Genomic DNA, 14455 nt, shown 5'->3' with positions numbered 1-14455 from the left:
GGGCCGGTCAGGACAGATGGCGGCCGAACCAGGTCAGCACGTAGTCGTAGGCCTGTGAGGCGGCCCGTTCGTCGTAGCGGGCGCCCGTGTCGTTGAAGAAGGCGTGGCCGACGCCGGGGACGGTCACCAGCTCGTGGGTGAGCCCGGCCTTCGTCAGCGCCGCCTCGGCCGCGTCCCTGGTGGCGTTGACGCGGTCGTCCTGCTCGGCGTAGATCGCCAGCACGGACGCCTTGGCCTCGGTCAGGTCCGCGTCGTCGGGCAGCGGGCCGTAGAAGGGCGCCGCGGCGGCCAGCCGGGTCTCCCCGGACGACAGCAGCAGCCACGTCATCCCGCCGCCGAAGCAGAACCCGATCATGCCCAGCCCGGCGCCCTCGGCCCGCTTCTCCAGCTCGTCGACGGCCGCCTTCATGTCGGCCACGAACCGTTCCTGGGGGATCTCGCCCAGTTTGGCGGTGACCTGCGCGGTGTCGGCGAACGCGGCCGTGCCGCCGTCCCGGGAGAGCAGGTCGGGTGCCAGGGCCGAGTAGCCGCTGGCGGCCAGGCGGCCGGCGACCGAGCGGATGTGGTCGGTCAGCCCGCGGTTCTCGTGCATGACCAGCACCGCGCCCTTGGGGACGGCGGCGGGGGACCAGGCGGCCCGCAGGGGGGTCCCGTCCGGGCCGGGGAACGTGATCTCCTGCGTGGGCAGCGGGGCCGGGCCCGCGGGGGAGGCCGTGCCGGACGGCGAGGCCGCGAGCGGCGTAGGCGTGCTCGCCGGGTCGGTGTCGGGAGTGGCGCCGCAGGCGGCGAGGAGAGCAGTGGCGGCGGGGAGGGTGAGCCCGAGGAGGCCCAGGCGGCGCAGGGCCTCGCGCCGCGAGATCAGGCCCTCTACGTGGTCGAGTGCCACTTCTTCTGCCAAATATCGCTGGAAGGGCGTCATGGTCGAAAGATCTAACGGTGAACACCGAAAAATCGTGTAAAGGCGATAGTTATGTGGTTTTTCGCTGGCGTTTGGTGAGGTGGTGCTGGAGCCGGGAACGCCGCTCCGGGCCCATGGCGTGACCCCTCATCCGGAACTATGGTCAAGATCATGCGACTGCTGGTGGTCGAGGACGAGGAAGACCTGGTCGACGCGTTACGGGTGGGTCTGGTCCGGGCGGGCTACGCGGTGGACGTGGCCTACGACGCGCCGTCGGCGCACGAGAAGCTGGAGGTCAACACCTACGACCTGGTGCTGCTCGACCTGAACCTGCCCGGCGGCGACGGCTTCGAGCTCTGCCGTTCGGTACGGGCCGCCGGCCGCGGGGTGCGGATCATCATGGTCACCGCCCGCGACCGCCTCGACGACCGGGTGCGCGGCCTCGACGAGGGCGCCGACGACTACCTGGTCAAGCCGTTCGCCTTCCCCGAGCTGCTGGCCAGGGTGCGGGCGCTGCTGCGCAGGGACACCGGCGGCACCGCCGTCCTCCAGGTGGGCGGGCTGCGCATCGACACCGCCCGCATGGAGGTGTCCCTCGACGGCCGCTCCCTGGCCCTGACCCCCAAGGAGTACGGCGTGCTGCACTACCTGATGACCCGTCCCGGCCACGTGGTCTCCACCGAGGAGCTGCTCGAACACGTCTGGGACGAGCACGCCGACCCCTTCACCAACACCGTCCGGGTCACCGTCGGCAACCTGCGCCGCAAGCTCCAGGAGGACGGCCTCATCGAGACGGTGATCAGCCGCGGCTACCGGCTCAGGGAGCCGGCGTGATCCACACCATCCGCTTCCGGCTCACCGTGCTCTACTCGGGGCTGTTGTTCGTGCTGGCCGCGCTGGTGCTGGGCGGCATCTACGTCGCGGTCTCCAAGACCACCGAGGAACGCCCGTACTCGACCGAGTACGCCAAGGCGTACCGCGGCAACCAGTACGTGGGCAAGCAGGAGGTCGTCTTCATCGAGGAGGTCGAGAACGAGGTCAACATCAGGACGCTGGCCACGCTGCGCGACTACTCGCTGGCCACCCTGGCCGGGCTCTACCTGGCGTCCCTGGGCATCGGCTGGGTGTTGTCGGGACGGGTGCTGCGTCCGGTCCGGTCGATCACCCGGACGACGGAGGAGATCCAGGCGACCGACCTGACGCGGCGGATCAGGCTGGGCGGCTCGCGCGACGAGCTCAAGGATCTGGCCGACACCATCGACACCATGCTCGACCGGCTGGAGGAGGCGTTCAGCGCCCAGCGCCGGCTGATCGACGACGCCTCGCACGAGCTGCGCAGCCCCCTGACGATCATCCGGGCCAACGTGGACGCCGTGCTCGCCTCGCCCGACGCCAGCGAGGCGGAGCGGGCCAGGGCCGTGCAGATCGTGGACCGGGCGACCACCCGCATGACCAGGCTCGTGGAGGACCTGCTGGCCAGCGCCCGGCGGCAGGCGACCGCGTTCGCCGACACCGACCTCGACCTGAGCAGGGTGGCGCGGGAGGCGTGCGAGGAGTACGCGGCGCCGGCCGCCGCCCGCGGCCTGACGATCACCCGCGGGCTGGACCGGAACCTGGAGATGACCGGCGACCAGGACGCGCTGCGCCGGGCCGTGGCCAACCTGCTGTCCAACGCGGTGCGCCTGACCCCGCCGGGCGGCGGCGTCCGGGTGGAGGCCGGCCGGTCGGGCGGCTGGTTGTGGGTCGCGGTCAGGGACGACGGCCCCGGCCTCGGCGTGGCCGAGCAGGAGCGGGTCTTCGACCGGTTCTGGCGCGGCGAGGCCAGCCGGCGCGACCGGCACACGGGGCTCGGCCTGGCCATCGTCCGGCAGATCGTGGAGTCGCACGGGGGACGGGTGGCGGTGTTCTCCAGGCTGGGGCAGGGGGCCACGTTCGTGTTGTGGCTGCCGCCGCGCGACGGCGCGCCGGGCCCGGCGCCCGAGACCAACCCCATCCCCGCCTGACCGCCCGCCCCCGCCTGACCGCCCCCGGTTGAGCGACCGCCCGCCCTCCCTGACCGCCTCGCGGGACCCGCGCCGTGGGACCCGCGCCGTGGGACCCGCGCCGCGGGGCCCGCGCCGTGGGACCCGCGCCGACGCGGGCCTGTGCGTCCTACTCCACCACGCGCCCGACGAGCTGCCCGTCACGCGCCACCGCCACGCAGTACGCCGTGCGGTGGCGCGGCCACTCCTCCTCCAGCGGCGGTAACGCGGTCACCTTGACCTCGCTCCGCCTGCCCGGCGTGATCCGCAGCCGCGGCGCGCAGAAGTCCGTGGCCTGCCGCCTGGCCTGCTCGGCGCCCGGCCATGCCCCTTCCGGCACGACGTAGATCATGCCGAACTCGGCCGCGTGCGGGTTGCCGCACGGCACGAGCGTCGCGATCAGGTCGTCGGGGATGGACACGAGGCAGTCGCCCGGCCGGAGCTGGGTCGCGTGCCGCTGTTCCGCTCCCGGCACCGTCGACCCCCCGGAGGGCTCGGGCGTGCCCGAGCCGCAGGCGGACAGCGCCAGGACCAGGCAGGCGGCCATCAGACCTCGGGGCGTCGTGCGGGGCATGCGAGCAGAGTGTCATGCCTCGATCACGTCCATATCGCGGAACGACCCGAGGTGGGTCACGTTGAGCGATCACGACGGCCGCCGGCCGGTCGCGGGGGCCGGAGGTCCAGGTAGATCACCGTGTCCGCGGAGGGCTTGGCCGATCCAGCGACGAAGCCTGCACGCCGCTTTGGCTTGCCGCGAGCCGCCATGGGCGTCTCCTGGCGGGACCGGATCCGATTCCCCACCTCTCGCTCCTCTTTCTCAAGAATTGGTGTAAACCAATTGGTATAAACCAATTTATCGGGCAGCGGTCCTATAATTGGATTAGACCTGTCGCGGGCGGTTGACCTGCAAAAACGATGACTTAACCGAGGAGTGCAGTTTCATCATCAATTTCGCCGGTAGAGTCCCGGGCAGAAGCGTTGGATTGGAGCTGTGGTGGCCAAGTACGTTTACGACTTCACCGAGGGCAACAGGAATCTCAAGGATCTTCTCGGTGGAAAGGGCGCGAATCTCGCCGAGATGACGAATCTCGGGCTGCCCGTACCCCCCGGATTCACGATCACCACTGAAGCCTGCCGTCACTACCTGACGGAAGGCGCTCTTCCCGACGGCCTGGAGCGCGAGGTCGCCGAGCACCTGGACGCCCTGGAGGCCCAGATGGGCCGCCGGCTCGGTCAGGCCGACGATCCGCTGCTGGTCAGCGTACGGTCGGGCGCGAAGTTCTCCATGCCGGGCATGATGGAGACGGTCCTCAACATCGGGCTCAACGACGAGTCGGTGCACGGCCTGGCCAAGCAGGCGGGCGGCAACGACCGCTTCGCCTGGGACTCCTACCGCCGGTTGATCCAGATGTTCGGCAAGACCGTGCTCGGCCTCGACGGCGACCTGTTCGAGCACGCGCTCGACGAGCTGAAGGGCCGTCGCCAGGACACCGACCTCGACGCGGGCGAGCTGCAGGGTCTGGTCGAGACCTACAAGGGCATCGTCCGGGAGCAGACCGGCAAGGACTTCCCCGCCGACCCCCGCGAGCAGATGCGGCTGGCCGTCATGGCGGTCTTCGACTCGTGGAACGCCCCGCGCGCCATCCTCTACCGCCGTCAGGAGCGCATCCCGGCCGACCTCGGCACCGCCGTCAACATCGTGGCCATGGTCTTCGGCAACGTCGGCAACGACTCCGGCACCGGCGTCGCCTTCACCCGCGACCCCGGCTCCGGCCAGCAGGGCATCTACGGCGACTACCTGCAGAACGCCCAGGGCGAGGACGTCGTCGCCGGCATCCGCAACACCATCCCCCTCCAGGAACTCGAACGCCTCGACAAGCGCTCCTACGACGAGCTGCTGCAGATCATGGAGACGCTGGAGAACCACTACAAGGACCTGTGCGACATCGAGTTCACGATCGAGCGCGGCAAGTTGTGGATGCTCCAGACGCGGGTCGGCAAGCGCACCGCCGCGGCCGCCTTCTGCATCGCCACCCAGCTCGTCGACCAGGGCCTGATCACCCTCGACGAGGCCGTCACCCGCGTCACCGGCGACCAGCTCGCCCAGCTCATGTTCCCCCGCTTCGACGGCGGCGCCGAGAAGAAGAAGATCGCCAAGGGCATGAACGCCTCGCCGGGCGCCGCCGTGGGCAAGGTCGTCTTCTCCTCCGAGCGCGCCGTCGAGCTGGCCGGACAGGGCGAGGACGTCATCCTCGTCCGCCGCGAGACCAACCCCGACGACCTGGCCGGCATGATCGCCGCCAAGGGCATCCTGACCAGCCGCGGCGGCAAGACCTCGCACGCCGCCGTGGTCGCCCGCGGCATGGGCAAGACGTGCGTGTGCGGCGCCGAGGAGCTGGAGGTCTCCACCGGCGAGCGCACGTTCACCGCCCCCGGCGGCGAGGTCGTCGCCGAAGGGGACGTGATCTCCATCGACGGCACCACCGGCGAGGTCTACCTCGGCGAGGTCCCGGTCGTGGACTCGGCCGTCGTCGAGTACTTCGAGGGCGCGCAGCCGGACGACGACCTGGTCAGGGCCGTGGACCGGATCATGGGCCACGCCGACTCCGTGCGCCGGCTCCGCGTCCGCGCCAACGCCGACACCCCCGAGGACGCCGCGCGGGCCCGCCGCTTCGGCGCCCAGGGCATCGGCCTGTGCCGCACCGAGCACATGTTCCTCGGCGAGCGCCGCCAGCTCGTCGAGGACCTCGTCCTGGCCGACGGCGACCAGGAGCGGCAGGCCGCGCTCGACGCCCTCGAACCCCTGCAGAAGGCCGACTTCATCGGCATCTTCAAGGCCATGGGCGGCGACCCGGTCACCATCCGGCTCATCGACCCGCCCCTGCACGAGTTCCTGCCGGACCTGGTGGACCTGTCGGTCAAGATCGCCACCTCGCCCGACGTGACCGACAAGGACCGCAGGCTGCTGTCCGCCGTCAAGAGGCTGCACGAGCAGAACCCGATGCTGGGCCTGCGCGGCGTGCGGCTCGGCCTGGTGATCCCCGGGCTGTTCGCCATGCAGGTGCGGGCGATCGCCCAGGCCGCGGCCGAGGTCCCGGGCGCGCGTCCGGAGATCATGATCCCGCTGGTGGCGTCGGTCCAGGAGCTGGAGTCCGTACGCGAGGAGGCGACCAGGATCCTCGCGGAGACCGGCGTCGAGGCGCTGATCGGCACCATGATCGAGGTGCCGAGGGCGGCGCTGACGGCGGGCCAGATCGCCGAGGCCGCCGAGTTCTTCTCCTTCGGCACGAACGACCTGACCCAGATGACCTGGGGCTTCAGCCGCGACGACGTCGAGGCCGCCTTCTTCTCGCGCTACCTGGAGCTCGGCATCTTCGGCGTCAGCCCGTTCGAGACCCTGGACCGCGACGGCGTCGGACGGCTGGTCAGGATCGCCGTCGAGGAGGGCCGCGCGGCCCGTCCCGACCTGCACGTCGGCATCTGCGGCGAGCACGGCGGCGACCCCGACTCGGTGCACTTCTGCCACGAGGTCGGCCTCGACTACGTCTCCTGCTCCCCGTTCCGCATCCCGGTGGCCCGGCTGGAGGCCGGTCGCGCGGCCCTGACCGACACCGACTCCGACACCCGCTGACGAGCGCGGCGGCCGGGCCCCGGCCGCCGCTACCCGCGGCGCCGGTTGGCCAGCGCCACGGCGGTGAACACCACGATCCCGATCAGGAGGAAGAAGAGCACGAAACCGATGATGATCTCCGGGACGCCTAAGTTCACGGGGGTTCCCTCCCTGCCGGCGCCCCCTGGAGGAGCGCTCCTTGCGACGGATCGTAGGAGCGCCCGGTTGAAGATCTGTTGATTTCCTGTCCATGAACCCCGGAGATCGCGCGAAAAGCGGCTTTTGGGATACTTTCCGCCATGAAAGATCTCCTGGAATGGGAGCTGCGGCCCGCCGGGCCGGACGAAGTGGAGGCCATCGCGGAGCTGCGGGCCACGGTGATGCGCCCCGACCTGGAACGGCTGGGCCGCTTCGACGAGCACCGGGTACGGCAGCGCTTCCGCGACTCCTTCGCTCCCGGGCACACCTCCGTCATCCTGGCCGGCGGCGCCTTCGCCGGCTGCGTCACCCTGCGCCCCGCCGCGGACGGGCACTGGCTGGAGCACTTCTACCTCGCCCCCGCCGTCCAGGGACGCGGGCTCGGCTCGGCCGTGCTGCGGGCGCTGCTGGACCGCGCCGACGCCGAGCGCGCGACCGTGCGCCTGGTCGTCCTGCGGGGCAGCGCCGCCCAGCGGCTCTACGCGCGGCACGGCTTCACCGTCGAGGGCGAGGACCAGGTGGACGTCCTCATGGTCCGCCGGCCGGAGGCCGGGCAGCCCGCGACCCGCTAACGGGGCAGGGCCTCCTCGGCCGGCACGTAGTCGTGCCGCATCCCGTGGTCGCCCAGCCACTGCCGCAGCCCGGCCACGGCCTCCGGATCACCCGCCACCCGGGCCGCGTACTCGGCCAGGGCCACCTCCTCGCCGTCCTCGAACAGCAGCCGGGCGGGGCCCGACCAGGACAGCGTCCACCTGGCCTCGCCCAGCTGGATCAGCACCGCCTCCAGCGCCTGCCCCAGCACCCCGGCGAGCAGCGTCTCCGACGGTTTCCAGCCCAGCTCGCGCAGCCGTTCGGCCAGTTCGGCCTGGCGGCCCCTGGCGATCGCCTCGAAGGCCGCGTCGAGGTAGGGCCGCGTCGCCCCCATCACCCGCTGTCCCGCCACCGCCAGGTCGTGCAGGGCCTCGGCGTTGCGCGCGGCGTACATGCCCTGGGCCACCAGCTCGTCCCACGGCACCGGGCGCAGCCCGGCCAGCGCCTCCGGCGTCCACATCGACCGCTCGACCGCCTCGGCCGCGACGTCGGGATCGCGCAGCAGCGTCAGCGCCGGACGCGGATCGGGGACGTGCTCGGGCTCGGGCAGCACCGCGATGGCGGCCAGCCGGTCGGCCAGGCTGGGATGGGAGTCGTACGGCGAGACCTCCTCGGGCCGCTCGCCCAGCCGGGCGATCTCGGCCTGCCGGCCGGGGTCGTTCATCAGCGCGTGGAAGCCGCCGAACACCGAGGCCGGCCGGGTGCCGCCCACGCCGGTCAGCGACAGGTAGTCGCCGGCGTACAGGTCCCAGCCCAAGGAGGTGTCGTGGATCTTGCGGAGCGCGCCCGACATGGCCTGGCACCCGCCGATCGCCACCGCGAACTCGTCGGCCTCCAGCTCCTGGCGACGCGACACGGCCTGCGACACCCGCAGGTAGAGCTTGGCGTACCCGGCGAAGAGCCGTTGAATGAGCGGATGGTTGCCCAGCCCCTGCACGGTCGCGATCAGCGAGACCCGCCCCCGGTAGACGGGCGCGCCGAGCCGCGTGTGCGCCCCGCTGTAGTGGCCCAGCTCGTGCCCCAGCACGGCGCGCAGCTCGTCGACGGTGAGCGTCTGGAGCAGCGGCAGCCCGATGAACATGCGCCGCCGCGTCGCGCGCAGCCCCAGGAACCGGGTGTCCTCCGAGACCGCCGCGTTCACCTCGGGGACGAGCCGGATCTCGTCGGGCGGCGCGGTGCGCACCCGCCGGGCCAGGTCCTCCACCGCCTGCCAGAGCGCGGGCTCGTGCTCGCGCCCCACCGGCACGCCCGGCAGCTCGCCCCCCTGGTTCCTGCCCACCATGAACAGCGCCCGCACCAGCGCGCCCGCCGCCAGCGTGAGCACGATCGCGACCTTCAGCGCCGCGGCGTGGAAGTCCACCAGCAGCAGGACGTCGAAGAACACGGCGGCCACCAGGATGACGCCGACCAGCACGTAGAAGCCGGCGAGCAGACTGAAGGCCAGCACCGCTCGGAACGCTGTCGTCATGGGGGAGGGCTCCCGGGGAAGGGGTTCTCGCGAGGCTCGACACTAGCGGAGACAGGAAACTGGATAAAATCACTGCACCAATGTCGTACTACGACGAGCACGACCAGGAACGATGGGTCCCGGAACCACCCGGCAACCCCGGCCGCGGTGCGTTCGAACGCGACCGCGCCCGCGTCCTTCACAGTGCCGCGCTGCGCAGGCTGGCGGCCAAGACCCAGGTCGTGGGCCCCGGCGAGACGCTCGGCGGCGGCCAGCACATCCCGCGCACCCGGCTGACCCACTCCCTCGAATGCGCCCAGGTCGGCAGGGAGATGGGCGCCACGCTCGGCGTCGACCCCGACCTGGTCGAGACCGCCTGCCTGGCCCACGACCTCGGCCATCCGCCGTTCGGGCACAACGGCGAGGTCGCGCTCAACGCGCTGGCCACCTCCTGCGGCGGCTTCGAGGGCAACGCCCAGAGCCTGCGCCTGCTCACCAGGCTGGAGGCCAAGGTCCTGACCGACGACGGCCGCAGCGCCGGCCTCAACCTCACCAGGGCCGCACTCGACGCCTCCGTCAAATACCCCTGGACGTGCGAGAAGTCCCCGAAGTTCGGCGTCTACCACGACGATCTGCCGGTCTTCGAGTGGATCAGGGACGGCGCCCCGGAGGGCCGCGTGAGCTTCGAGGCCCAGATCATGGACTGGGCCGACGACGTCGCCTACTCCGTCCACGACCTGGAGGACGCGCTCCACTCCGGCCACGTCACCCCCGAGGCGCTCCAGTCGCCCGTGGAGCGCGGCGCGGTGGCCCGCGTCACCCGCGCCTGGTACGCGCCCGGCGCCGACCTCAACGAGCTGGAGGAGGTCTTCGCCAAACTGATCGCCGACCCGCTGTGGCCGCGCCGCTTCGAGGCCACGCTCGCCGACCTGGCCGGCCTCAAGGCGCTCACCAGCGGCCTGATCGGCCGCTTCTGCCGCTCGGCCCAGACCGCCACCAAGGAGGTCCACGGCGCCCGCCACCGCGCCGACCTCGTCGTGCCGCGCGCCACGCTGCTGGAGTGCGCCCTGCTCAAGGGCGTCACCGCCCACTACGTGATGACCACCGAGGGCCACCACGCCAACCAGGCCAGGCAGCGCGAGCTGATCACCGAGCTGGCCTCGCTGATCACGCTCGGCGCCCCCGCCACCCTCGAACCCGCCTTCCGCCCCGCCTTCCTGGACGCCCCCGACGACCCCGCCCGGGTGCGCGTCGTGATCGACCAGATCGCCTCGCTCACCGACACCTCGGCCGTGGCCTGGCACCGGCGCCTGTCGAAGTGACGGCAGGCCGCCGGGGCCGGTGAAACCGCCCCCACGAGCGGCTTTGCGGACCTGCCTCGTCGGCGGATACTGCGCGCATGGCTACATATGTCATCGTCGGCGCGGGCCTTGCGGGAGCCAAGGCCGCGCAGACGTTGCGCGAGGAGGGCTTCGCCGGCGAGGTCGTGCTCGCCGGCGCGGAGAGCGAACGCCCGTACGAACGGCCGCCCCTGTCCAAGGAGTACCTGCGGGGCGGCGGCGAGCGGGAGAAGATCTACGTCCACGCCCCCGGCTGGTACGCCGACAACGACGTGGAGCTGCGGCTCGGCCTGCCCGTCACCCGCATCGAGCCCCGCAACCACGTCGTCAGGTTCGCCAACGGGTCCCGGCGGGCCTACGACAAGCTGCTGATCGCGACCGGGGCGACGCCGAGACGCCTGCCCGGACCCGCCTACTACCTGCGTACCGTCGAGGACTGCGAGGCGCTCAGGCGGCGCTTCGCCGAGGGCGGCAGCGTCATCGTGGTCGGGGCGTCCTGGATCGGGCTGGAGAGCGCGGCGGCGGCCCGCGCGGCGGGCTGCCCGGTCACCGTCGTCGAGCCCGAGCCCACCGCGCTCAACCGGGCGCTCGGCCCCGAGCTGGGCGCGGTGTTCGCCCGCCTGCACGCCCGCAACGGCGTGGACCTGCGCTTCGGCACCGCCGTCGCCGAGGTCACCGGCACCGGCGTGCGGCTCAGCACGGGGGAGCGGCTGACGGCCGACCTCGTGGTGGCCGGCATCGGCGTCGCGCCCGAGGTGGAGCTGGCCCGGGACGCGGGCCTGGAGGTGCGGCACGGCATCCGCACCGACGCCTCCCTGCGCACCTCGCACCCCGACGTCTACGCCGCCGGCGACGCCGCCGAGCCCTTCCACCCCCTGTACGGCCGGCACGTCCGCGTCGAGCACCGGTCGGGCGCGCTCAAGGGCGGTCCGGCCGCCGCCCGCGCCATGCTCGGCCAGGACGTCGTCCACGACGACATCCCCTACCTCTACACCGACCAGTACGACCTGAGCATGGAGTTCACCGGCGACACCGACGGCCACGACGAGATCGTCTGCCGGGGGTCGGTGGAGGACCTGCGGTTCGTCGCCTTCTGGCTGCGCGCGGGCCGGGTGGTCGCCGGCATGAGCGTCAACACCCGGGACGCCGTGCCGGAGATCCAGGAGCTGATCAGGTCGGGCGTCGTCATTGACCGAAAGGAGTTGACGACGGGTCCGCCGTGATCGGGTTGTCGTCCTTGGGCTCGGCGGTCCTGCGCGGCTTCCTGGGCTGCTTGGTGGCCTGCGGCACCTTCTTCGAGGTGCACTGGACCGCGCAGCGCGGCGTCTCGCCGAGTTTGCCGCGCAGCGCCAGCGTCTCCTTGCGGGGGGAGAGCGTGCGGTTGCCGGAGCGCCAGGCGTCCAGGTAGTCCCACGGCTCGACCATGCCCCGGCGCACCCACCAGTAGGCCGGGCCGGTCTTCCAGGAGATCGCGAAGTAGAGGTTGGAGCCGGCGTCGCGGGCGTTGCCCGACCTGCCCACCCGGCCGAGCAACTGCCCGGCCTTGACCCGCACGCCGGGCCGTACGCCGTCGGCGACGGAGTCGAGGTGGCCGCCGAGGTAACGCACGCCGTCGTCGCCGATGATCGTGACGAACCGGCCCTCGCGGTCGGCGCCCTTGTCGGTGGAGGGCGCCCACCGGTTCTTGACGTTGACCTCGTCCACGACGCCGTCCACCGGCGCGACGAACGAACAGCCCTGCGGGGCCCAGATCGTCGTCTTGGGCAGCACCAGCAGGCTGCGCTGGTAGGTCGTGCTGCAGCCCTTGACCGGGAACGTGTAGGTGAACTTCGACAGCTTGGGCGGCGGCACCTTGACCGGGTCGTCCCCCTTGGGGGGCTGCTCGGCCTGCTGCTCGCCGTCCTGGCCGGACGGGCCGGGCGAGGGGATGGTGGCGGTGACCGCCGGGGTGACGGTGGGCGTGCCCGTGGGCGGGGCCGTGGAGGGCGACTGGGCGCTGACGCCCGCCACCCCGGTCGCCTGGGCGCAGGCGCCGGTGAGCAGCACGGCGCCGGCCACAACCGCCCACCGTACGATATGCCCGGAATGCATAGTCTTCCTCACCCGTGTCACCGTTTCCACCGACAACCCTCACCTTTGTAGCCGACCACGGGACTCCGCATCACCAGTTTCCCGCTTTAGCAACCCAGAGGTGACGCGCGTCTTCCCCGGCCGTCGACAGCCCGTGCCACGCCGTTCACCGGCCGCGGCACACCCCGCGCGGGGCGGAACCGTCGGTCGGGCGGAATAGACTCACCGGCGTGGCTGGCCGGATCCGTGATGTCGACATCGCGCTCGTACGCGAGCGTTCCCCCATCGCCGACGTGATCGGCGAGCACATCCAGTTGCGCAACGCCGGAGGGGGCAACCTCAAGGGCCTGTGCCCCTTCCACGACGAGAAGAGCCCGTCGTTCAACGTCACCCCCGAGCGCGGAATGTACTTCTGCTTCGGGTGCTCAGAAGGCGGCGACGTGATCACGTTCGTCGAGAAGATCGAGCATCTGCCGTTCGGTGAGGCGGTCGAGCGGCTGGCCCAGCGGGCCGGCATCCAGCTCCAGTACGAGCAGGGCGGCTACGTCCCCAAGCGCGACCACGGCGAGCGGGCCCGGCTGATCGAGGCCCACCGGGTGGCCGCCGAGTTCTACGCCGAGAAGCTGTTCGGGCCCGACGCGGCCCCGGGGCGGCGGTTCCTGTCCGAGCGCGGGTTCGAGCGCGCCGACGCCGAGATGTTCGGCGTCGGCTACGCGCCGGCCGAGTGGGAGGCGCTGGCGCGCCACCTGATGGGGCGCGGGTTCACCGCCGACGAGCTGGTCAAGGGCGGCCTGGCCAAGGAGGGCAGGCGGGGGCCGATCGACCGGTTCAGGGGGCGGCTGATCTGGCCGATCAGGGACGCCACGGGTGACGTGATCGGATTCGGCGCACGCAAGTTGCTCGATTCCGACGATGGTCCGAAATATCTGAATACGCCTGACTCGCCGCTTTACAAGAAGAGCCAGGTCCTTTATGGCATTGATCTCGCCAAACGAGAGATCAGCAAGCGCGCCCAGGCGGTGATCGTCGAGGGATACACCGACGTGATGGCCTGCCATCTGGCCGGAGTTCCGACCGCGGTGGCCACCTGCGGCACGTCGTTCGGCGAGGAGCACATCAAGATCCTGCGCCGGTTCCTGCTCGACCAGGCCGAGTTCCGCGGCGAGGTCATCTTCACCTTCGACGGCGACGCGGCCGGCCAGAAGGCGGCGCTGCGGGCCTTCGCCGACGAGCAGAAGTTCGTCACGCAGACCTACGTCGCGGTGCAGAGCGACGGCCTCGACCCGTGCGACCTGCGGATCAAGCAGGGCGACGCGGCGGTGCGCGACCTCATCGCGAGCCGCGAGCCGCTGTTCCAGTTCGCCATCAGGAGCACCATCTCCCGCTACGACCTGCGCAGCAACGAGGGCAAGATCGCCGCCCTCGACGCGGCGGCGCCCATCGTGGCCGGGATCAAGGACGTCGGCCTGCGCAAGCGCTACGCCATCGACCTCGACCGCTGGCTCGGATTCATGGACGAGCGCTTCGTCATGCAGCGCATCGGCGAGGTGGCCAACACCCAGCAGGGCCGCCCCCAGCGCGCCCCCAAGGCGGCTCCGGTCGATCCCAGCGTGCGGGTGGAGGGCGAGCTGCTCAAGCTGGCCGTCCAGCGGCCGGCGCTGCTCGGGCCGCGCTTCGACGCCCTCGACCCGCAGGCGTTCACCGCGCCCGACCACGTCGCGCTGCACAAGGTCATCGAGGCCGCAGGAGGCGCCGGCTCGGCCGGTCACGGCGGCCGCGAGTGGGTCGACCGGCTGCTGGAGCACGCTCACGACGAGGGCACCAGGGCGCTGGTGACGCGGTTCGCGGTGGAGCCCGTCCAGGCCGACGCGCACGCCGAGGAGCGTTACGCGGGGGCCATGCTGGCGGCCATCGAGGCGATCGCGGTCGACCGGGCCATCGCCCAGGCCAAGTCCCGCATGCAGCGCCTCAATCCGGTGGAGGAGCAGCAGGAGTACAACAAGCTGTTCGGCGAGCTGGTGGCGTTGGAGCAGCAGCGCCGGGTGCTGCGCGAGCGTGCCGCGGGAAGCTGACCGCCGGGGCGTTTTGATAACAGTTCGGCAGCGGGGACGGGCGGTGAACCGGGTGGTTCGCGGGGAATCCCGGCCGGTCCGCGCTGCCGTAATGGGGCATCTCCGGCGTCTTCCGGGCAGCGAAAGAGATACGTCCGGCCGGCGGACGTCGCCGGACGTGGGATTCCAGACCGCGTAATTGACTTTTCTTTCCTGATCAAACTCGGGC

General features: G+C 71.6%; 11 protein-coding genes. 7 read left to right on the top strand and 4 right to left on the bottom strand.

What is annotated here, in order from left to right:
• Positions 1-7: 7 nt before the first annotated feature.
• Complete coding sequence (locus ACIBQ6_RS23475) at positions 8-919, bottom strand: dienelactone hydrolase family protein (RefSeq protein ID WP_397214452.1); 912 nt, start codon at positions 917-919, stop codon at positions 8-10.
• A gap of 150 nt (positions 920-1069) precedes the next feature.
• On the opposite strand from ACIBQ6_RS23475, the gene ACIBQ6_RS23470 reads away from it, so the two are divergent.
• Together ACIBQ6_RS23470 and ACIBQ6_RS23465 are read left to right on the top strand one after the other, a co-directional pair.
• On the top strand, positions 1070-1732 hold the full coding sequence (locus ACIBQ6_RS23470; protein ID WP_352323395.1) for a response regulator transcription factor: 663 nt from the start codon (positions 1070-1072) through the stop codon (positions 1730-1732).
• A complete protein-coding gene (locus tag ACIBQ6_RS23465) occupies positions 1729-2901 on the top strand; it encodes a HAMP domain-containing sensor histidine kinase (protein ID WP_358292160.1) in 1173 nt (390 codons plus the stop codon). Before ACIBQ6_RS23470 ends, ACIBQ6_RS23465 begins: the two co-directional genes overlap by 4 nt.
• A gap of 148 nt (positions 2902-3049) precedes the next feature.
• On the opposite strand, the gene ACIBQ6_RS23460 is transcribed toward ACIBQ6_RS23465, so the two are convergent.
• Complete coding sequence (locus ACIBQ6_RS23460; RefSeq protein ID WP_397214450.1) at positions 3050-3493, bottom strand: hypothetical protein; 444 nt, start codon at positions 3491-3493, stop codon at positions 3050-3052.
• Between the two features lie 420 nt (positions 3494-3913).
• Here ACIBQ6_RS23460 and ppdK point away from each other — a divergent pair, with 420 nt between their 5' ends.
• On the top strand, positions 3914-6550 hold the full coding sequence (gene ppdK, locus ACIBQ6_RS23455) for a pyruvate, phosphate dikinase (protein WP_397214448.1): 2637 nt from the start codon (positions 3914-3916) through the stop codon (positions 6548-6550).
• A gap of 278 nt (positions 6551-6828) precedes the next feature.
• The gene (locus tag ACIBQ6_RS23450; RefSeq protein WP_397214446.1) at positions 6829-7299 is read left to right on the top strand and encodes a GNAT family N-acetyltransferase; all 471 of its coding nucleotides are present in this window, start codon (positions 6829-6831) and stop codon (positions 7297-7299) included.
• Here ACIBQ6_RS23450 and ACIBQ6_RS23445 read toward each other — a convergent pair.
• The gene (locus ACIBQ6_RS23445; protein WP_397214444.1) at positions 7296-8786 is read right to left on the bottom strand and encodes a M48 family metalloprotease; all 1491 of its coding nucleotides are present in this window, start codon (positions 8784-8786) and stop codon (positions 7296-7298) included. The two genes, ACIBQ6_RS23450 and ACIBQ6_RS23445, sit on opposite strands and share 4 nt — an antisense overlap.
• An 80-nt stretch (positions 8787-8866) precedes the next feature.
• Here ACIBQ6_RS23445 and ACIBQ6_RS23440 point away from each other — a divergent pair, with 80 nt between their 5' ends.
• Together ACIBQ6_RS23440 and ACIBQ6_RS23435 are read left to right on the top strand one after the other, a co-directional pair.
• The gene (locus tag ACIBQ6_RS23440) at positions 8867-10087 is read left to right on the top strand and encodes a deoxyguanosinetriphosphate triphosphohydrolase (RefSeq protein ID WP_352352533.1); all 1221 of its coding nucleotides are present in this window, start codon (positions 8867-8869) and stop codon (positions 10085-10087) included.
• A gap of 77 nt (positions 10088-10164) precedes the next feature.
• Positions 10165-11328 (top strand): FAD-dependent oxidoreductase, encoded by a 1164-nt coding sequence (locus tag ACIBQ6_RS23435; protein ID WP_358292173.1) that lies wholly within the window; start codon positions 10165-10167, stop codon positions 11326-11328.
• On the opposite strand, the gene ACIBQ6_RS23430 is transcribed toward ACIBQ6_RS23435, so the two are convergent.
• Positions 11291-12163, bottom strand: coding sequence for a M23 family metallopeptidase (locus ACIBQ6_RS23430; protein WP_397214441.1), 873 nt, complete (start codon positions 12161-12163; stop codon positions 11291-11293). The two genes, ACIBQ6_RS23435 and ACIBQ6_RS23430, sit on opposite strands and share 38 nt — an antisense overlap.
• Before the next feature lie 242 nt (positions 12164-12405).
• On the opposite strand from ACIBQ6_RS23430, the gene dnaG reads away from it, so the two are divergent.
• Complete coding sequence (gene dnaG / locus ACIBQ6_RS23425) at positions 12406-14247, top strand: DNA primase (RefSeq protein WP_397214439.1); 1842 nt, start codon at positions 12406-12408, stop codon at positions 14245-14247.
• Positions 14248-14455: the final 208 nt, after the last annotated feature.

Source organism: Nonomuraea sp. NPDC049655 (genome assembly GCF_044465465.1).
GTDB lineage: Bacteria > Actinomycetota > Actinomycetes > Streptosporangiales > Streptosporangiaceae > Nonomuraea.
This window is presented reverse-complemented; position numbering and strand designations above follow the sequence as displayed.

Bases quoted from the DNA above. Each gene is read 5' to 3' on its own strand.
- ACIBQ6_RS23460 (WP_397214450.1), bottom strand. From the start codon at position 3,493: ATGCCCCGCACGACGCCCCGAGGTCTGATGGCCGCCTGCCTGGTCCTG.
- ACIBQ6_RS23450 (WP_397214446.1), top strand. From the start codon at position 6,829: ATGAAAGATCTCCTGGAATGGGAGCTGCGGCCCGCCGGGCCGGACGAA.
- ACIBQ6_RS23435 (WP_358292173.1), top strand. From the start codon at position 10,165: ATGGCTACATATGTCATCGTCGGCGCGGGCCTTGCGGGAGCCAAGGCC.
- ACIBQ6_RS23440 (WP_352352533.1), top strand. From the start codon at position 8,867: ATGTCGTACTACGACGAGCACGACCAGGAACGATGGGTCCCGGAACCA.
- ACIBQ6_RS23475 (WP_397214452.1), bottom strand. From the start codon at position 919: ATGACGCCCTTCCAGCGATATTTGGCAGAAGAAGTGGCACTCGACCAC.
- ACIBQ6_RS23470 (WP_352323395.1), top strand. From the start codon at position 1,070: ATGCGACTGCTGGTGGTCGAGGACGAGGAAGACCTGGTCGACGCGTTA.
- ACIBQ6_RS23445 (WP_397214444.1), bottom strand. From the start codon at position 8,786: ATGACGACAGCGTTCCGAGCGGTGCTGGCCTTCAGTCTGCTCGCCGGC.